Source organism: Streptomyces sp. NPDC017056 (assembly GCF_044332485.1).
In the GTDB taxonomy this organism is placed as follows: Bacteria; Actinomycetota; Actinomycetes; order Streptomycetales; family Streptomycetaceae; genus Streptomyces.
The window spans coordinates 33,747-51,460 of the sequence record NZ_JBIRPD010000006.1; the positions used below are offsets into that span (position 1 = coordinate 33,747).

Annotated in this window: 16 protein-coding genes; 1 reads left to right on the plus strand and 15 read right to left on the minus strand. The window is 73.2% G+C overall.

Annotated elements, in window-relative coordinates; genetic code table 11:
* Positions 1-101: 101 nt before the first annotated feature.
* The 6 genes from ACH4OW_RS12730 to ACH4OW_RS12755 all read right to left on the minus strand — a co-directional run bounded on the left by ACH4OW_RS12730 (position 102) and on the right by ACH4OW_RS12755 (position 4,467).
* Positions 102-755, minus strand: a complete 654-nt coding sequence (locus ACH4OW_RS12730) for a histidine phosphatase family protein (RefSeq protein WP_360123264.1) — start codon at positions 753-755, stop codon at positions 102-104.
* On the minus strand, positions 752-1,186 hold the full coding sequence (rsfS, locus tag ACH4OW_RS12735; RefSeq protein WP_360123266.1) for a ribosome silencing factor: 435 nt from the start codon (positions 1,184-1,186) through the stop codon (positions 752-754). Before rsfS ends, ACH4OW_RS12730 begins: the two co-directional genes overlap by 4 nt.
* Positions 1,187-1,341: 155 nt before the next feature.
* Positions 1,342-3,210 carry an LCP family protein gene (locus tag ACH4OW_RS12740; protein ID WP_398027263.1) on the minus strand — a complete coding sequence of 623 codons (1,869 nt, stop codon included), beginning with the start codon at positions 3,208-3,210 and terminating at the stop codon, positions 1,342-1,344.
* Positions 3,211-3,270: 60 nt separating this feature from the next.
* Positions 3,271-3,900 (minus strand): nicotinate-nucleotide adenylyltransferase, encoded by a 630-nt coding sequence (gene nadD, locus ACH4OW_RS12745; RefSeq protein ID WP_360122442.1) that lies wholly within the window; start codon positions 3,898-3,900, stop codon positions 3,271-3,273.
* A gap of 52 nt (positions 3,901-3,952) precedes the next feature.
* Entirely contained in the window at positions 3,953-4,114 is a 162-nt protein-coding gene (locus ACH4OW_RS12750; RefSeq protein ID WP_360122445.1) for a hypothetical protein, read from the minus strand.
* A 188-nt stretch (positions 4,115-4,302) separates the two neighbouring features.
* The gene (locus ACH4OW_RS12755; RefSeq protein ID WP_360122448.1) at positions 4,303-4,467 is read right to left on the minus strand and encodes a hypothetical protein; all 165 of its coding nucleotides are present in this window, start codon (positions 4,465-4,467) and stop codon (positions 4,303-4,305) included.
* Positions 4,468-4,606: 139 nt separating this feature from the next.
* Here ACH4OW_RS12755 and ACH4OW_RS12760 point away from each other — a divergent pair, with 139 nt between their 5' ends.
* Entirely contained in the window at positions 4,607-5,737 is a 1,131-nt protein-coding gene (locus ACH4OW_RS12760) for a M48 family metallopeptidase (protein ID WP_398027266.1), read from the plus strand.
* Here ACH4OW_RS12760 and ACH4OW_RS12765 read toward each other — a convergent pair.
* The 9 genes from ACH4OW_RS12765 to ACH4OW_RS12805 form a co-directional block, all read right to left on the minus strand.
* On the minus strand, positions 5,700-6,800 hold the full coding sequence (locus ACH4OW_RS12765; protein ID WP_398027268.1) for a hypothetical protein: 1,101 nt from the start codon (positions 6,798-6,800) through the stop codon (positions 5,700-5,702). The two genes, ACH4OW_RS12760 and ACH4OW_RS12765, sit on opposite strands and share 38 nt — an antisense overlap.
* A 127-nt stretch (positions 6,801-6,927) precedes the next feature.
* Positions 6,928-7,542 (minus strand): hypothetical protein, encoded by a 615-nt coding sequence (locus ACH4OW_RS12770; RefSeq protein WP_398027270.1) that lies wholly within the window; start codon positions 7,540-7,542, stop codon positions 6,928-6,930.
* An 83-nt stretch (positions 7,543-7,625) separates the two neighbouring features.
* Complete coding sequence (locus ACH4OW_RS12775; RefSeq protein WP_398027272.1) at positions 7,626-8,894, minus strand: glutamate-5-semialdehyde dehydrogenase; 1,269 nt, start codon at positions 8,892-8,894, stop codon at positions 7,626-7,628.
* A gap of 127 nt (positions 8,895-9,021) precedes the next feature.
* Positions 9,022-9,519: a hypothetical protein gene (locus ACH4OW_RS12780; protein WP_360122463.1), complete on the minus strand. Its 498-nt coding sequence runs from the start codon at positions 9,517-9,519 to the stop codon at positions 9,022-9,024.
* A gap of 354 nt (positions 9,520-9,873) precedes the next feature.
* Positions 9,874-10,971 carry a glutamate 5-kinase gene (proB, locus tag ACH4OW_RS12785; RefSeq protein ID WP_398027646.1) on the minus strand — a complete coding sequence of 366 codons (1,098 nt, stop codon included), beginning with the start codon at positions 10,969-10,971 and terminating at the stop codon, positions 9,874-9,876.
* 215 nt (positions 10,972-11,186) lie between these two features.
* Positions 11,187-12,623 carry a GTPase ObgE gene (obgE, locus tag ACH4OW_RS12790; protein ID WP_360122469.1) on the minus strand — a complete coding sequence of 479 codons (1,437 nt, stop codon included), beginning with the start codon at positions 12,621-12,623 and terminating at the stop codon, positions 11,187-11,189.
* 141 nt (positions 12,624-12,764) lie between these two features.
* Positions 12,765-13,022, minus strand: coding sequence for a 50S ribosomal protein L27 (gene rpmA, locus ACH4OW_RS12795; RefSeq protein WP_360122472.1), 258 nt, complete (start codon positions 13,020-13,022; stop codon positions 12,765-12,767).
* 14 nt (positions 13,023-13,036) lie between these two features.
* Positions 13,037-13,357, minus strand: coding sequence for a 50S ribosomal protein L21 (gene rplU / locus ACH4OW_RS12800; protein WP_360122475.1), 321 nt, complete (start codon positions 13,355-13,357; stop codon positions 13,037-13,039).
* Positions 13,358-13,582: 225 nt separating this feature from the next.
* Positions 13,583-17,500: an Rne/Rng family ribonuclease gene (locus ACH4OW_RS12805; RefSeq protein ID WP_398027275.1), complete on the minus strand. Its 3,918-nt coding sequence runs from the start codon at positions 17,498-17,500 to the stop codon at positions 13,583-13,585.
* Between the last annotated feature and the right edge of the window lie 214 nt (positions 17,501-17,714).

Below are 17,714 nucleotides of genomic sequence, written 5' to 3' on the forward strand. Positions count from 1 at the left end.
TCCCCGGCGGCGCCGCGAACAAGAAGAACTCTAGCCTGCGACCTGCCCAGATGTGAAATCCGGTCCCTCCGGCACCCCGGCGGGGCGGTCCGCGGGGCCGCTCAGTCGTCGTCGCCGAGCACCGGCTCCGGCAGCGTCCCGGCGTTGTGCTCCGTCAGGCGCCAGCCGCGGGCACCCTCGCCGAGCACGGACCAGCAGCAGTTCGACAGGCCGCCCAGGCCCTCCCAGTGGTGGGACTCCAGGCCCAGCAGCCGCCCGATGGTCGTGCGGATCGTGCCGCCGTGGCTGACGACGACCAGGATGCCGCCGTCGGGGAGCTTGTCGGCGTTGCGCTCGACGACCGGGGCCGCGCGGTCGGCGACCTCGGTCTCCAGCTCGCCGCCGCCGCGCCGTACGGGCTCGCCGCGCTTCCACGCCGCGTACTGCTCGCCGTACTGCGCCACGATCTCCTCGTGGGTCAGGCCCTGCCAGGAGCCCGCGTACGTCTCGCGCAGCGCCTCGTCGTACGTCACCTCCAAGCCGGTCACGGCGGCCAGCTCACGCGCCGTGGCGGCGGCCCGCCCCAGGTCGGAGGCGATGATCGCGTCCGGCTTGAGGGCCGCGAGCAGCCGGGCGGCGCGCCGCGCCTGCGCCACGCCCTCGTCGGTCAGCTCGATGTCCGTGGAGCCCTGGAAGCGGCGCTCCAGGTTCCAGGCGGTCTGGCCGTGCCGCCACAGGACTATGCGGCGGCCCCTGCCGCCCGTCGTGCCGTTCAGCTCAGGTCTCCGTCCTGCTCGGCCGCGGTGGCCTCGGCGTGGGCCGCGGCCTTGCCGCGGGTGGCCTTGGCCTCCTCGGGCAGGTCCAGCTCGGGGCAGTCCTTCCAGAGGCGCTCCAGGGCGTAGAACACGCGCTCTTCGCTGTGCTGGACGTGGACGACGATGTCGACGTAGTCGAGCAGCACCCAGCGGGCCTCGCGGTCGCCCTCGCGGCGCACCGGCTTGGCACCCAGGTCCTTGTTCAGCCGCTCCTCGATCTCGTCGACGATCGACTTGACCTGGCGGTCGTTGGGGGCCGAGGCCAGCAGGAAGGCGTCGGTGATGGAGAGCACGTCGCTGACGTCGTACGCGATGATGTCGTGCGCGAGCTTGTCGGCGGCCGCCAGCGAAGCGGCCTGGATGAGCTCGATGGAGCGGTCGGTGGCGGTCACAATCCAGCTTTCGGGATCGGTGGTCAGGTACCCACCAAGGGTCTCACGGACCGCCGACACCGCCCGCGGATATGGGGGGCGGGGCCTGGGCATACGCCCTGACCAGGGCCGGAGCCGGGCCGGGTGCTCGCGTGCACGGCCCGGCCCGGCGCCCCTCAGCCCTTGTAGTCCTGACCCAGGACCACCGTCAGGTCCGCGTTCGCGGCGCCCTTGCCCTGCTTGACGGCGCCGGCCGGCAGCCCCAGCGTCTTCGCGGCCTCCTCGGCCTTCGCCTTCTGGGCGGCGTCCGCGTACGTCACCTCGGAGGCGGGCCTGGCCGCCGCGGCGGTGCCGCCGTCGACGAACGTGTAGCCGCCGTTGACCAGGGCGATGCGCGCCTTCTGGGTCGCGTCCTTCTTGCCGGTGGCGTTCTGGACGCTGATCCGCGGGGTCGAGCTGGGGTCGGTCTTCTTGACCGTGCCGCCCAGCACCTCCTTGACCACGTTCGCGGACGCCTGCGCGCTGAGCGTGCCGTCCGGCTGCACCGGCAGCAACGTGGTCCCGTAGGCGCCGGCCTTCGCCAGCTCGGCGCGCTGGGCGAGCGAGCTGCCGAGCTGCGCCTCGGTGAGCGGCGGGTCCAGCACCTGGAGCAGCGACTTCACGGTGGCCGTGGCGCCGTCCGCGTCGCTGGAGACCTTCTTGAGCGTGGCCTGCATGACCTGCCCGAAGCGCTCCAGCTGCTTGGTCTGCGCCTCGCCGGCCCCCTGGTAGGTGGCGTAGGCGACGGCCGCCTGGCCGTTGAGTTCCTGCGCCTTGCCCTGCTTGACCAGGGGGTTGTCGCCCTGCTTGGCGCCGGGGACGGTGGCGTCGGTGTCCACGGTGATGCCGCCGGTCGTCTCGACCAGGTTTTCCAGGTACGGGGTGTCCAGCCGCCAGCTGGCCTTGATGTCGGCGCCGAGCAGCGTGTTCAGGGCTTCCCTGGTGGGGTCGATGCCCTGGTCCTTGACGGACTTGGCGAGCGTGGTGGCGCCGCCGTCATCGGTGGAGACCGCGAGGTTGTTGGGCAGGAGGACGGTGGTGCCCTTGTGGGTGCTCTCGTTGTCCACAAGAAGGGCGGTGCTGGTGTTGCCCTTGGGGTCCTTGAGGTGCACGACGAGCACATCGCGCTTCTGCCCCGCTCCCCCGGCCTCCTTGCCCGCCTCGGCGCCCGCGAGGCCCGGCAGCTTGCCCGCCCACCACAGGTAGCCGACGCCGCCGAGCAGCAGCAAAACCAGCAGCACGATCAGCATGACCTTGCGGCTGCGGCCGCGCCGCTTGGCCTCCTCGCGCCGTTCGGTGCGGCTCTCGGTGAACTTGAGCCAGTCGATGACGTCTTCGGATTCCTCGGCCGGCTCCTCGATGAACGAGAACTGCTCGGTGCGGTAGTCCGTACCGCCGGCCGGGGCCGGTCCGGAGGTCGGGGAAGCCCCGGCGCCCCGGGAGGGCACCTGCTCCGCGGTGTCCGGCGCCGCGCCGCCCGGCACCTGCGCGCCGGCCTCCGGCGTCTGCTGTTGCCCGTACTGCTGGTGCTCCGGCTCCTGGTAGGACACCTGCTCGTACGAGGGCTGCGCCGACTGCTGCGGGATCCACCCCTGCTGCTGTTGTTGCTGTTGCTGTTGCTGTTGCGGCGGCATGCCGTGCTGCTGCTGTGGCGGGGACTGTGGCTGCTGCTGCGCGTACGGGTCGTACTGCTGCTGGGTGTACTGCGCCTGCTGCGGAATCTGCTGCTGGCCGTACGGGTCGTACTCGTACCCCTGCTGCCCGGCGCCCGGCTGCCCGCCGTGCTGTCCGTTCTGTCCGCCGTGCTGTCCGCCGTACGGGTCGTAAGGCGCCTGCCCGCCGTACGGGTCGTAGCCGACCGGCTGCCCGTACTGGTCGTAGGTGACCTGCTGCGGCGCCTCCTGGTACACCGGCCGCCCGTAGGCGTCGTAGGTGTACTCCGGCTGCCCCTGCCGCTCGTGGGCATACGGGTCCTGCGGCACGTACGGGTCCTGTCGGTCGTTCACCGGTGCCCCTTTCCGTCAGCCCCGTCGGCGGTCGTCGTCAGCGGCCGTCTTCAGCAGATGTCAGCGGCCGTCGTGGCCGGCCGGGTCCTCGCGGTACAGGTGGCGCTTGTCGATGTAGCGCACGACACCGTCCGGCACGAGGTACCAGACCGGATCCCCCTGGGCGACGCGCGCCCGGCAGCCGGTCGAGGAGATGGCCAGCGCCGGCACCTCGACCAGGGACACCGCACCTTCGGGGAGCCCGGGGTCCGCCAGTATGTGCCCGGGCCTGGTCACCCCGATGAAGTGGGCGAGCGAGAACAGTTCCGGCGCGTCGTGCCAGGTCAGGATCTGGCCGAGCGCGTCGGCGCCGGTGATGAAGAAGAGGTCCGCGTCACGGTGCAGGGCGTGCAGCTCCCGCAGCGTGTCGATGGTGTACGTCTTGCCGCCGCGGTCGATGTCGATGCGGCTGACGGAGAACTGCGGATTGGACGCGGTCGCGATGACCGTCATCAGGTAGCGGTCCTCGGCCGGTGACACCGTCTTGTGGCTCTTCTGCCACGGCTGGCCCGTGGGTACGAAAACGACCTCGTCGAGGTGGAACTGGCTGGCCACCTCGCTGGCGGCGACCAGGTGTCCGTGATGGATCGGATCGAACGTTCCGCCCATCACTCCGAGCCGCCGCTTCACGGGCCCTGTCTGCTCTCCCATGCGTGCAGACCCTACTGGGCCGCGCGGGGTGCCGGGGTCCAGGTTCCCGCGCTCAGCGGTCGCGGTTGAAGCGGGTGGTGATCCAGAGCAGGAGAAGCAGGGCAATCAGGGCGCCGCCGCCCGTGACGAACGGGCTGAGGCTTTCGTGGTTGCCGCCCTTCTGACCGCCTTCGGCGAGGGTGACCAGGTGCTGTGCGGTGGTGTGCAGGCTCATCGTCGGCAGGACCAATCCGGGATGGGAACGGACAGAGACTTCCGCCACATCGTATGCGTGAGCCCGTCCGACTCTCACGCCGACTCCGCCGGGAGGGCACCTGCCGTCCCGCGGTGGCGGTCACGGCCGGACGCCGGAAGCGGACGGAACGCCTCCGGAGCGGCACGCCTCCGGGCCTGGCCCGCGGGTCAGTCCCGGTCGTCGTCACCCTTGCCGTAATTGTGCAGCAGCGCCCACGCGAGGAACGCCGCGCCCAGCACGCCGACGATGAGGACGGTGCGCAGGATCCATCCCGGGCCGTCGGTCTTCGAGGTCTCCGCCGCGGCGGCGAGCAGCACGCTCGTGTTCGGCATGGCTGATGCGCTCCCTTTGTACGGGCATGTGGGCATGTGCGGCCCTGGTGCGCTCGCCAGCGTACGCCTGAGCATCCAAATGGCTGTCAGCGGCGTCCTCTAGTCTGAATCACACGCAGTCGAACAGGGGGAGGCCCCAATGACGGAGAGCCCAGGCGGCAGCGAGCGCGTACCGAGCCGGGACCGCAGGCGGTTCCCCGGGATCTCTTCCCGCGCCTACGAGCACCCCGCGGACCGCTCCGCGCTCGTGGCCCTGCGCAAGCTGAGCGGGTTCGACACCGTCTTCAAGACGCTGAGCGGCCTGCTGCCGGAGCGCAGCCTGCGGCTGCTCTTCCTGTCGGACTCGGTGCGGGTCGGCGACCAGCAGTTCGCGCACCTCAACGACATGCTGCGGGACGCCTGTTACATCCTGGACCTGGACAAGGTCCCGCCGATGTACGTCAACCAGGACCCGGTGCCGAACGCCATGTGCATCGGCCTGGACGAGCCGATCATCGTCCTGACCACCGGCCTCGTCGAGCTGCTCGACGAGGAGGAGATGCGCGCGGTCATCGGCCACGAGGTCGGCCACGCGCTGTCCGGCCACGCCGTGTACCGCACGATCCTGCTGTTCCTGACGAACCTGGCGCTCAAGATCGCCTGGATTCCGCTCGGCAACGTCGCGATCATGGCGATAGTGACGGCGCTGCGCGAGTGGTTCCGCAAGTCGGAGCTGTCGGCGGACCGGGCGGGGCTGCTGGTCGGGCAGGACCTGCAGGCATCCATGCGCGGCCTGATGAAGCTGGCCGGCGGCAACCACCTGCACGAGATGAATGTGGACGCGTTCCTCAAGCAGGCCGAGGAGTACGAGGCGGGCGGCGACCTGCGCGACTCCGTGCTCAAGATCCTGAACATGCTGCCGCGCAGCCACCCGTTCACCACCGTGCGGGCGGCCGAGCTGAAGAAGTGGGCGGCCAGCCGCGACTACCAGCGCATCATGGACGGCCACTACCCGCGCAGGGACGAGGACAAGGACGCCTCGGTCTCGGACTCCTTCCGCGAGTCCGCCGCGCACTACGCGGAGTCGGTGCGCAACAGCAAGGACCCGCTGATGGGCCTGGTGCGCGACATAGCCGGCGGCGCGGGCGACCTCGGCGGCAAGCTGCGCGACACGGTCTTCCGCGGCGGTTCCCGGCCGGGCGGTGGCACGGAAGGCGCCAACGGGACGGACGGTGCCAACGGGTCGGGCGGCGCTAACGGGCCGGAGGGACCTGGCCCGGCTGGGAAGTAGCCGCCAGCTTCCCGCACAGCCCCGTGTTCGACCGGCCGCGGGCGTACGGGTCGGTGCCCTGCGGCCCGTCGCCCGAGGCGCGCTGCCCGGCGAGCAGCGGGCGCAGCACGCCCGCCGCGTCGGCGGAGCAGGACATCGGCCCCGCCTGGAGGTTGCTCTCCAGCACCTCCAGGCGGTGGTCGTCCAGGTCGTCGCGCCGGACGCGGAAGCTCATCTCGCGGCGGACGGTGAACAGCGAGGCGGTCGCGGCCTGTTGGGCCTCGCCGCTCTTGGCGGTGGCCGGGCGCAGCGCGTAGGCGAAGGTGAAGTCGGCGGTCACCTCCAGGGCGTCCGGGCCGGCCTCGGCGACCGAAAGGGTGCCGCTGACCCGCACGTTGGGGTCGGCCAGCGCCACCTGGGCGGGGTCGAAGCGGAGCAGCCAGCCGGTGGCGGCGTGCCGCCCGTCGTCGGCCGGGTGCGCCAGGCTCCGGTCGAACTGGTCGAGTTGGCCGGGGGTCAGGAGCAGCCCCACCGGCCGTACGGCCCCGCCCGTCAGGGTGGCCGGGTCGATCGAGGAGCGGACGAGGTAGTCCTTGACGAGGGACAGGGCGGCGACGACCTGGCCCTCGGAGAAGTGCTCGGTCCGTTGGACGGCGGGCAGGTTGACGCCCGCCGCGCCGATCCGGTACTGCGCGGCGGGGCTGCGCGCGAAGAGGTCGGCCGGTTTCCCGCCCGGTACGGCGCCGGTCGGCGCCAGCGGCACGACCGTGGCTTCGAGCGGCTCGGCCGCCATCGGCTCGGGCGGCTTGTACGGATGGCGGATGCCCATGTAGATCGCGGTGCCGAAGGCGATCACGATCAGCACGACGAGGAGGACGGCCTGCCGGGCGCCGCCGAGCCGCGCCCAGGCGTGCCGGGTCCGTACGGCCCGTGCGTGGTCGCCCATGCGCTCCCTCGCGGAGTACTCCTGGAGACGTGCAGCCCGTACGAACGATTCGTCGAAGACGACGGATCGGTATTCGTCCTCTCCGCCTCCCGCGGCGCCCTCGGGGGTCCCTTCGGGAGGGTCACCAGCACCGGCCATACCACAAGAGTAGGTCCGCTGAGCCGTCGGTAAACGCCCTGGTACGGGACAAGTTGCGCGTACTTTTACGGAGCCGCGCCACCCACTTGCGGCGGCTCGGGGCGCATCACCCGGCGCACGGAAGCGGTCAGCGGGCGCGCGGCGTGGCCGCCGCGGGCGGCGGCTCCGACTCGACGGAAGCGGACGCCGACGGCAGGACGCTGGACCGGGCCGGCGGCACGCCGTCCACGCCGCTGGTCGCGGGCGGTGGCGTCGGGTTCTGGGGGCGCCCGCCGGACGCGCCGCGGTAGACCGCGGAGAAGGCGAGCGCGACCAGGCCGATGCCCATGACGACGGCGAGCAGCCAGGCCACCGGGCGGTGCCAGCGGAGGCTGCCGCGATACGGGCGCAGGGCACCGCCGTACGGGCCATAGGGGCCGTACGCGTCGGGGTCGGCGCCGTGGCCGCGGCCGAACCGGCGGCCGGCGGCGCGGCCCGGCACGTCCGGCGCCGAGTCGCCGGTGCCGTCGGGGTCGGCGCCGTACCCGCGGCGGGCGCGGGCCGCGTCGGCTTCGGCGCGGGCCTGTGCGGCGGCCAGCATCCGCTCCACCGCGGTCGGTTCGTGGAAGCGCGCGGCCCGTACGAAGTCCTCGTCGAAGGCCACGGAGGCGAAGTCCTCGTCCGCTGCCCCGTGGCTCGGCTGACTGTGCTCGTCGGGCTCCTCGCCGTCCGGGAACGGCTTGCCCCCCACGTCGTCCGGCACCCGTCCAGACTAACCCCGGCCGCCCGATCCGGGCAGGGAGTAGGGGAATTCGGCCGCGGGCCGCGACCGCGGCCCGCGGTTGCTCAGCGCGTGTGCCCGTCCCCCGTGACGACGTACTTCGTCGAGGTCAGCTCCGGCAGGCCCATCGGCCCGCGGGCGTGCAGCTTCTGCGTCGAGATGCCGATCTCGGCGCCGAACCCGAACTGGCTGCCGTCCGTGAAGCGGGTGGAGGCGTTGACCGCGACCGTGGTGGAGTCGACGAGCTGGGTGAAGCGGCGGGCGGCGGCCTGCGAGGTGGTGACGATCGCCTCGGTGTGGCCGGAGGACCAGCGCCGGATGTGCGCGACCGCCGCGTCCAGGTCCTGCACGACGGCCGCCGCGATGTCGTACGAGAGGTACTCGGCCGCCCAGTCCTCGTCCGTGGCGGGCGCGACCAGGCCGGGCCCGGCCTGCTGCCAGGCGGTGTCGCCGTGCACGATCACCCCGGCCTGGGTCAGCGCCTCCAGGGCCCGCGGCAGGAACGTCTCGGCGATGCCGGCGTGCACCAGCACCGTTTCGGCGGCGTTGCACACGCTCGGCCGCTGCGCCTTGGAGTTGATCAGAATGTCCAGGGCCATGTCGACGTCGGCGTGCTCGTCCACGTAGACGTGGCAGTTGCCGGTGCCGGTCTCGATCACCGGGACCGTGGACTCCTCGACGACCGTACGGATCAGCGAGGCGCCGCCGCGCGGGATCAGCACGTCGACCAGGCCGCGCGCCCGCATCAGCTCGCGCACCGAGTCCCGGCTCTCGCCCGGCACCAGCTGGACGACGTCGGCGGGCAGCCCGACGCTCGCGACGGCGTCCCGCAGCACCTCGACGAGGACGCTGTTCGTGGCGTAGGCGGAGGACGAGCCGCGCAGCAGCACCGCGTTGCCCGCCTTGAGGCACAGCGCCGCGGCGTCCACGGTCACGTTCGGCCGCGCCTCGTAGATGATCCCGACGACGCCCAGCGGGACGCGGACCTGCCGCAGGTCCAGGCCGTTGGGCAGCGTCGAACCGCGCACCACCTCGCCCACCGGGTCGGGCAGCGCCACCACGTCGCGGACGTCGGCGGCCATCGCCGTGACCCGCTCGGGGGTCAGCGTGAGCCGGTCCACGAGGGACTCGCCGGTGCCGGCGGCCCTGGCCTTGGCGACGTCCCCGGCATTGGCGGCGACGATTTCCTCCGTGCGGGCCACCAGGGCGTCGGCGATGGCGAGCAGCGCGCCGTCGCGCGCGGTGCGCGGCTGCGGCGCCAGGACGGCCGCCGCCTCCTTGGCGCGCCGGGCGGTCTCGATGACGGGTGAGGAGTGCGCTGATTCGCTGGTCATGGCGGAAAGCGTAACCGGGCGGCGGGCCGCGGCCGCGCCGCGTTCCAACCCGCGGGACGCGGACCTGCCGGTACGGGCCCGCCGGGTCCCGTACACGGGCCCTCGGCGCGGGTGCTCCCCTACCGTCTCAATACGGGTGCACCCCCACCGGCGAGGCGGGCGGCGGGCCGTACCCCTCCGCGACGCGCTGGTGGTACGTCTCCCGGCCGATGACCTCCAGGCCGACGATCTCCCACGGCGGCAGTCCGGCCGTGGAGCGGTGCTCGCCCCACAGGCGCAGCGCGACCGCCGCCGCGTCGTGCAGGTCCCGGGCCTCTTCCCAGTAGCGGATCTCGGCGTGGTCGTTCGCGTAGCGGCTGGTCAGCAGGAAGGGGTGGTCGTGCGCGAGCTGTTCGAGCGCCCGCCGGACCTCCTGCAAGGGGGCTTCGGCCCCCGAGACGCTGAGGGTGACATGCCAGAGCCGCGACGCCTCGTGCCGGTCCGCCGCCGGCCGCTCGTGCACCGTTCCGCTCGGCCCCGCACGGTCCTCGGGCCCGGTCCCGCCGGCCGGCCCCGCGGTCCCGACGCTGGTCAGTGTGCGCTCCGCCGTCCCTCGGGACAGCGCCCCTGGGCGCCCTCGTCTCACCGGCGGCCTCCTGTTATGCGTATCGCTCCGCTCGCGCGGGGGCGGAGCCGATCGGTGCTGTCTGCCTTCGCTGGTGCCGGAACGCTGCCGGACGCGCCGCCGCGTGCGGGCCGCTCCGGGTCACCGCGGGACGCGCTGCTCCGGGCCCCTGGTCGCCGGCGCTGCCCGGCAGTGGTCCGGCACCGCTGTGGTGTGGCGCGCGCTCGCGCGCCGCGGACGGCGCTCCCCTGACGGCGTCCCCGCAACAAAGTTGACCAGCCCGCGGGCCGTCGCGGGGCCGTTTTCGAGAAGGTCTCCGTGGAAAGGCTGGTCTTTGGACCTTTCTCCCCACTTGCTTTCTGGTTGTGACGGCCGTCAGTGGTGCAATACGACCAGATCGTCGCGGTGCACGACCTCGCGCTCGTACGCCGGGCCCAGCTCGCGGGCGAGGTCCCGGGTGGAGCGGCCGATCAGCCGCGGCACCTCCCGCGCGTCGAAGTTGACCAGACCGCGCGCGACGGCCCGGCCTTCGGTGTCCCGCAGTTCGACCGGGTCGCCCGCGCTGAACTCCCCTTCGACCGCGGCGATGCCCGCCGGCAGCAGCGAGGAGTGCCGTTCGACCACCGCCTGGACGGCCCCGTCGTCCAGGACGAGCGCACCGCGCGGCGTGGAGGCGTGCGCGAGCCACAGCAGCCGGTCGGCGGAGCGCCGGCCGGTGCGCAGGAAGTGGGTGCCGGTGGGGCCGCCGGCCAGGGCGTCGGCGGCGTGTACGGCGGAGGTCAGCACGACCGGGATGCCGGCCGCGGCGGCGATCCGGGCCGCCTCGACCTTGGTGACCATGCCGCCGGTGCCGACGCCGGCGCGGCCCGCGCTGCCGATCGAGATGCCCTCCAGGTCGCCGGGGCCGCGTACCTCGGCTATGCGGGAGGTGCCGGGGGTGCTGGGGTCGCCGTCGTAGAGGCCGTCCACGTCCGACAGCAGGACGAGCAGGTCGGCGCGTACGAGGTGGGCGACCAGGGCCGCCAGCCGGTCGTTGTCGCCGAAGCGGATCTCGTCGGTGGCGACGGTGTCGTTCTCGTTGACGATCGGCACGGCGCCCATGGCGAGCAGCTGGTCCAGCGTGCGGAAGGCGTTGCGGTAGTGGGCGCGGCGGCTGGTGTCGTCGGAGGTGAGCAGGACCTGGCCGACGCGGCGTCCGTAGCGCGCGAAGGAGGCGGTGTAGCGGGCGACCAGCAGGCCCTGGCCGACGCTGGCGGCGGCCTGCTGCCGGGCCAGGTCGCGGGGCCGCCTGTCCAGGCCCAGCGGCGCCAGGCCGGCCGCGATGGCGCCGGAGGAGACCAGCACGATCTCCTTGTCCTGGTGCTTGGCCAGCACGTCCACCAGTGCGTCCACCCGGTCCGCGTCCAGGCCGCCGCTCGCCGTGGTCAGCGAGGACGAACCGACCTTGACCACGATCCTGCGGGCGTCCGTCACGTCCTGCCTTGCGCCTGCCACCTGCGTACCCCTGTGCTCGCCTGTCACCGCCGCGTACGGGAGATTCCGTACGGGTGTTTCCGTACGTCCGCAAATCTACGGCAGCGGGGCGGCCCGGCGCCCGGCGGAGCCCCGCGCGGGCTGCCGGGAGGCCCCGGCAACGCGGCAGGCCCCCGGTTGTTCCCGGGGGCCTGCCGCCTACGCGTGTCCGCGCGTCAGAACGGGCGGAAGTCCTGGTACTCGCCTTCCGCCTCGTCGCGGGCGGCCTCGCGGTCCCGGCGGCGCTGCGCGGCGGGGCGCGGCGCCTCCATGCGGTGGTCCTCACCGCGGCGGCCGAGCATTTCCGCGCCCGCGGCCATCATCGGCTCCCAGTCGAAGACGACCGCGTTGTCCTCGGGACCGATCGCGATGCCGTCGCCGGCGTGCGCGCCGACCTTGCGCAGCTCGTCCTCGACGCCGAGGCGGTTGAGGCGGTCGGCGAGGTAGCCGACGGCCTCGTCGTTGTTGAAGTCGGTCTGGCGCACCCACCGTTCGGGCTTCTCGCCGCGGACACGGAAGAAGCCCTCGCCCTCCGGGGTGACCGTGAAGCCCGCGTCGTCCACGGCCTTCGGGCGGATGACGATGCGGGTGGCCTCCTGGACGGGCTTGGCGGCGCGGGCCTCGGCGACGATGCCGGCCAGCGCGTACGACAGCTCCTTCAAGCCGGTACGGGCGACGGCCGAGACCTCGAAGACGCGGTAGCCGCGCTCCTCCAGGTCGGGGCGGATCATGTCGGCCAGGTCCTGCCCGTCCGGGATGTCGATCTTGTTGAGGACGACCACCCGCGGCCGGTTGTCCAGGCCGCCGTACTGCGCCAGCTCCGCCTCGATGACGTCCAGGTCGGAGACCGGGTCACGGTCGGACTCCAGGGTCGCGGTGTCCAGGACGTGCACGAGCACCTCGCAGCGCTCCACGTGCCGCAGGAACTCCAGGCCGAGGCCCTTGCCCTGGCTGGCGCCGGGGATCAGGCCCGGCACGTCCGCGATGGTGTAGACGGTCGAACCGGCCGTCACCACGCCCAGGTTGGGCACCAGGGTGGTGAAGGGGTAGTCGGCGATCTTCGGCTTGGCGGCCGAGAGCACCGAGATGAGCGAGGACTTGCCGGCGCTCGGGTAGCCGACCAGCGCGACGTCCGCGACGGTCTTGAGCTCCAGCACGATGTCGCGGGCCTCGCCGGGCTCGCCGAGCAGCGCGAAGCCGGGGGCCTTGCGGCGGGCGGAGGCCAGCGCGGCGTTGCCGAGGCCGCCGCGGCCGCCCTGGCCGGCGACGAAGGTGGTGCCCTGGCCGACCATGTCGGCGAGCACGTTGCCCGCGCGGTCCAGGACGACGGTGCCGTCCGGGACCGGCAGCACCAGGTCCTGGCCGTTCTTGCCGGCGCGGTGGTCGCCGGCGCCCGGCTGGCCGTTGGTGGCCTTGCGGTGCGGGTGGTGGTGGTATTCGAGGAGCGTGGTGACGTCCTGGTCGACGACCAGGATCACGTCGCCGCCGCGGCCGCCGTTGCCGCCGTCCGGTCCGCCGAGCGGCTTGAACTTCTCGCGCATGACGGAGGCCACGCCGTGGCCTCCGTTACCCGCGGCGACGTGCAGCTCGACGCGGTCCACGAAGGTGGTCATGGTGGGGTGCCTCCAGATACGACGGGAATGTCTCTGTACTAACACGCCAAGGGCGGACCGGCCTTCCCGCTTACTGCGGGGAGAGGCGGTCCGCCCTCGGAGTGGTGCTGCCGAGCTATCGCTCGATACCGAAGTGGTGGGTCACTCGGCGATCGGGACGATGTTCACGACCTTGCGGCCACGGTGGGTGCCGAACTGCACCGCGCCCGCGTCCAGGGCGAACAGGGTGTCGTCGCCGCCGCGGCCGACGCCCGTGCCCGGGTGGAAGTGGGTGCCGCGCTGGCGGACCAGGATCTCACCGGCGTTGACGGCCTGACCGCCGAAGCGCTTCACGCCGAGCCGCTGAGCGTTGGAATCGCGACCGTTCCGAGTGGACGATGCGCCCTTCTTGTGTGCCATGTCTCCTCAGTCCCTTACTTCGCCGGAGCGTCGATGCCGGTGATCTTCAGCGCCGTGTGCAGCTGGCGGTGGCCGATCCGCTTCTTGTAACCGGTCTTGTTCTTGTACTTCTGGATCCGGATCTTGTCGCCCTTGTGGTGGTCGACAACCTCGGCCTGGACCTTCACGCCCGCCAGGACCCACGGGTCGCTGGTGACCGCGTCACCGTCGACGACCAGCAGCGTGGAGAGCTCGACGGAGTCGCCGACCTTGCTGGTGGAAATGCGGTCTACCTCGATGACGTCGCCGACAGCAACCTTCTGCTGACGGCCGCCGGTGCGCACGATCGCGTACACGCGGAACTCTCTCTCGCTAGGAACGGGACCTCTGATGCCAGCCGCTCACACGGGTTCGTGACGATCCCGTGGAATCCGAGGGACGAGCGGCCTCTCCCGGCGGGCCGGGAGGTGTTTGCTCAGTGGTTTGGCGTACTTACACACGCCGACGGCCAAGGTTACGGGGCCTTGACCGGGGGGTCAAACCGGCCCCGGGCCGCGTACGGCCCGGGGCACGGTCCGGCCTCAGTCCTCCGTCGAAGCGGACACCGACGAGGCCGGGGCCTGCTCGGCGGCGGCGGTCTTCTTGGCCGCCGCCTTCTTCGTCGTGACCTTCTTCGTGGTGGTCTTCTTCGCCGTGGCCTTCTTGGCGGTGGTGGTCTTCTTCGCCGCCGTCTTCTTGGCCGTGGTCGTCTTCTTCGCCGCCGTCTTCTTGGCGGTCGCCTTCTTGGCCGTCTTCTTCGCCGCGGTCTTCTTGGCGGGCGCCGCCTCGGCGGCCTCCTCCGCGACCGGCGCTGCCTCGGCGACGTCGGCGGGCACCTCGGCAGCAGCCTCGGCGACCGGCTCGGCAACGGGCTCCGCGACCGGCTCGGGCGCGGCCTCCACCACCGGGGCACTCGCCTCGGCAGCGGCCTGCTCCGCGTCCTCAGCGGGCTTGGGCGAACCCGCGGGCGCGGACGCCTTACGGGTCGCACGGCGGCGCGGACGGGCCGGCGCGGGCTCGGCGGCCGGCTCCGGCGCCGCGACGGGCTCCGGCTCGGCGACCGGCGCGGGCTCGGCGGCCTCCACCACGATCGCGGCGGCCTCGGACGCCTTGGGCGCGCCCGCCGGGGCGGACACCTTGCGGCTGGCGCGACGACGGCCACGGCCGCGTACGCCACCGGCCGCCGCCTCGGCCTCCGCCGGGCTGCCGAACCACTCGTCGGTGTCGGCCACCGCGGGCTGCAGCTCGGCCTCGGTCACCGCGACCGGCTCCAGCTCCGGGTGCTCGTCGGCCCGCGCGGCCTCCGCTTCCGGCTGCTCGTCCTGGTGCTGGTGGTCGTGGTGCTGGTGGTCCTGGGCAGCGCCGGACTTGCCCTTCTTCTTGCGCTTGCCGCCGCCACCGCCGCCGACCGAGGACGGCTGGTCCATGTGGACGATGACGCCGCGGCCGTTGCAGTGCACACACGGCTCGGAGAAGGACTCCAGCAGGCCCTGGCCGACCCGCTTGCGGGTCATCTGCACCAGGCCCAGCGAGGTGACCTCGGCGACCTGGTGCTTCGTACGGTCGCGGCCCAGGCACTCCAGCATCCGCCGCAGCACCAGGTCCCGGTTGGACTCCAGCACCATGTCGATGAAGTCGATGACGACGATGCCGCCCAGGTCGCGCAGCCGCAGCTGGCGCACGATCTCCTCGGCCGCCTCCAGGTTGTTCCTGGTCACGGTCTCTTCGAGGTTGCCGCCCTGGCCGGTGAACTTGCCGGTGTTGACGTCGATCACGACCATGGCCTCGGTCTTGTCGATCACCAGCGACCCGCCCGAGGGCAGCCAGACCTTGCGGTCCAGCGCCTTCATCAGCTGCTCGTCGATGCGGTACGTCGCGAAGACGTCGACGTCCGAGGTCCACTTCTGGAGGCGGTCGACCAGGTCAGGCGCGACGTGCGAGACATAGCCGTGGATGGTCTCCCAGGCGTCGTCACCGCTGACGATGACCTTGGAGAAGTCCTCGTTGAAGATGTCGCGCACGACGCGGACGGTCATGTCCGGCTCGCCGTACAGCAGGCTCGGCGAGCTGGTGGAGCTCGCCTTGGCCTTCTTCTGGATCTCCTCCCACTGCGCCTGCAGGCGCTCCACGTCGCGGCGCAGCTCGTCCTCGCTGGCGCCCTCGGCGGCGGTACGGACGATGACGCCCGCGTCCTCGGGGACGATCTTTTTGAGGATCTGCTTCAGGCGCGCCCGCTCGGTGTCCGGCAGCTTGCGGCTGATGCCGGTCATCGAGCCCTCGGGCACGTAGACCAGGTAGCGGCCCGGCAGTGAGACCTGGCTGGTCAGGCGGGCGCCCTTGTGGCCGATCGGGTCCTTGGTGACCTGCACCAGCACGGACTGGCCGGACTTCAACGCGGTCTCGATGCGGCGCGGCCCGTTGGCCATGCCGAGCGCCTCGAAGTTGACCTCGCCCGCGTACAGCACGGCGTTGCGGCCCTTGCCGATGTCGACGAAGGCGGCCTCCATCGACGGCAGGACGTTCTGCACCTTGCCGAGGTAGACGTTGCCGACGTACGACGTCGACTGCTCCTTGTTGACGAAGTGCTCCACGAGCACGTTGTCCTCAAGGACGCCGATCTGGGTGCGCTCGCCACTCTGGCGGACGACCATGACGCGCTCGACGGCCTCGCGGCGGGCCAGGAACTCCGCCTCGGTGATGATCGGCACCCGGCGGCGGCCCTGCTCGCGGCCCTCGCGGCGGCGCTGCTTCTTGGCCTCCAGGCGCGTCGAGCCCTTGATGGACTGGACCTCGTCGGACGGCTCGTCCTTCTTGCGGGGCTCGCGGACCTTGACGACCGTGCGCTCCGGGTCGTCGCCGCCCTGGGCGGCGTCCCCGTCACCGAGGTCGCCGCTGCGACGGCGGCGGCGACGGCGCCGGCGGCTGCTGCTGGAGCCGCCGCCCTGCTGGTCGTCGTCCTCGTCGGCGGGCGCGGCCTGCTCGGCCGGCTCCTCCGCCGCTTCCTGCTGCCCGTCGTCGGACTGCTCCTCGCCGGCCTGCTCGTCGCTGCCGTCCGCGGCCTCGCCACGGCGACGGCGGCGACCGCCGCGACGGCGACGGCGGGACGGGCGGTCGCCCGACTCCTCGTCGCCCTGCGCGGCCTCGCCGCGCTCGTCCTCGGTGTCGTCCTCGTCGTCGTCCTGGGCGTCCTGGACGCTCTGGACGGGCTGCTGCTCGGCGGCGGGCTGCTGCTGCTCGGCCTCGGCGGCGCCCCTGCGGCGACGGCGGCGGCTGCCGGCCGCGGGCTGCTCGTCCGGCTCGGCGGCGGGCTCCTCGGCGGCCTGCTGCTCGGCTGCGGCTGCCGCCGCGGCGGCAGCGGTCTCCGGCGTCTGGAACATGGGCTCGGTGAAGACCGGCGCCTGGAAGACGGCGGTCGGCGGGCGCCGGTCGCGGCGGCGGCCGCCACGGGCGGGCTCCTCCGGCGCGGCCGCTTCCTCGGTACGCACCTCGGCCGCTGGCTGCTCCTGCTGCGCGGCTTCGGCGCGCTCGCCACGGCGGCGGGCGCGGCGGCGCGGCGCGTCACCGGAGCCGGACTCGGCGGCGGGCTCGGCCGGCTTCTCGGCGGCCTCCTCGGCTTCGCCGGCCTGCGGGGAGCCGGCGGGGGCGGTGGCCTTGCGGGTGGCGCGGCGGCGGGAACGGGCGGGCTTGGTGTCCCCGGCCGGCGCGGCGGGCGCCGCCTCCGGGGCCTCGGCGGTCGCGGTCTCCGCGTTCTCGTCCGCGTCCTCGTCCTCGGTCACGGCCTCCGCAGGCGCCTGCGCGCTCTGCGGCTCGGCGGCGCTCTGCGGCGAACCGGCCGGGGCGGTGGCCTTGCGGGTGGCGCGGCGGCGCGTACGGGCGGGCTTGGCGTCCTCGGACGCGGCCGGCTGCTCCGGCGCGGCGGACTGCTCGGATACGGCGGCGGGCGCGGTGTCCTCACCGGCGGCCTGCGGCGCGGCCTCCGGCGCCCCGGCGGTCGGGGAGCCCGCCGGTGCGGAGGCACGGCGGGTGGCGCGGCGGCGCGGCCGGGCGCGGGGCGCCTCGTCCTCGGCGGCCTGCGGCTCTTCCGACGCCTGCGCGGCGGGCTGTGCGGCGGCCGGCGCCTCGGCGGCGGGCTGCGCGGCCTCGGCCGGCTCCGGGGAGCCCGCGGGCGCGGTGGCCTTACGGGTGGCACGGCGGCGCGTACGGGCGGGCTTGGCGTCCTCGCCGGTCACGACCGCGGAAGCGGCACTGTCGGCGTCCTGCGCGGCGCTCACGGCCGTACCGCTGTCCGCGGGCACCGCGCTCTCGGCGGACGCGTCCGCCGTCGCGGTGACCGGCGGTCCGGCCGGCCGCGAGGCGGCGCGGCGACGGCGGCGCGGCGGCAGCGTGTCGCTGGGGGTGCTGCCCTCGGACGTCTGTTCCGAAGGGCCGCTGGGTTCGTTGGGCTCAATGGGTTCGAGCATGCGGGCGGTTCTCCCGTCACGCTCCCGGGCGCCACGCCTGGTTCCGGACGCGGCCCGCGTGATGCGCGGTGCCACGCTCCGGGGCGCGGGCGCCGCACGGGAGCTGTCGTCTCGCTCGCCGGGCCCGGCTGTCGGGGACCGGCGAAAGTCTCCTGGTCAGTGCGTCTGCCGGACCGGGGTGGCTCCCTGGTTGATCGGCGACGCGACGACGGCG

Bases quoted from the DNA above. Each gene is read 5' to 3' on its own strand.
- nadD (WP_360122442.1), bottom strand. From the start codon at position 3,900: ATGGGAGAGCAGACAGGGCCCGTGAAGCGGCGGCTCGGAGTGATGGGC.
- ACH4OW_RS12750 (WP_360122445.1), bottom strand. From the start codon at position 4,114: ATGAGCCTGCACACCACCGCACAGCACCTGGTCACCCTCGCCGAAGGC.
- ACH4OW_RS12755 (WP_360122448.1), bottom strand. From the start codon at position 4,467: ATGCCGAACACGAGCGTGCTGCTCGCCGCCGCGGCGGAGACCTCGAAG.
- ACH4OW_RS12760 (WP_398027266.1), top strand. From the start codon at position 4,607: ATGACGGAGAGCCCAGGCGGCAGCGAGCGCGTACCGAGCCGGGACCGC.
- ACH4OW_RS12765 (WP_398027268.1), bottom strand. From the start codon at position 6,800: ATGGCCGGTGCTGGTGACCCTCCCGAAGGGACCCCCGAGGGCGCCGCG.
- ACH4OW_RS12775 (WP_398027272.1), bottom strand. From the start codon at position 8,894: ATGACCAGCGAATCAGCGCACTCCTCACCCGTCATCGAGACCGCCCGG.
- obgE (WP_360122469.1), bottom strand. From the start codon at position 12,623: ATGACCACCTTCGTGGACCGCGTCGAGCTGCACGTCGCCGCGGGTAAC.
- rpmA (WP_360122472.1), bottom strand. From the start codon at position 13,022: ATGGCACACAAGAAGGGCGCATCGTCCACTCGGAACGGTCGCGATTCC.
- ACH4OW_RS12805 (WP_398027275.1), bottom strand. From the start codon at position 17,500: ATGCTCGAACCCATTGAGCCCAACGAACCCAGCGGCCCTTCGGAACAG.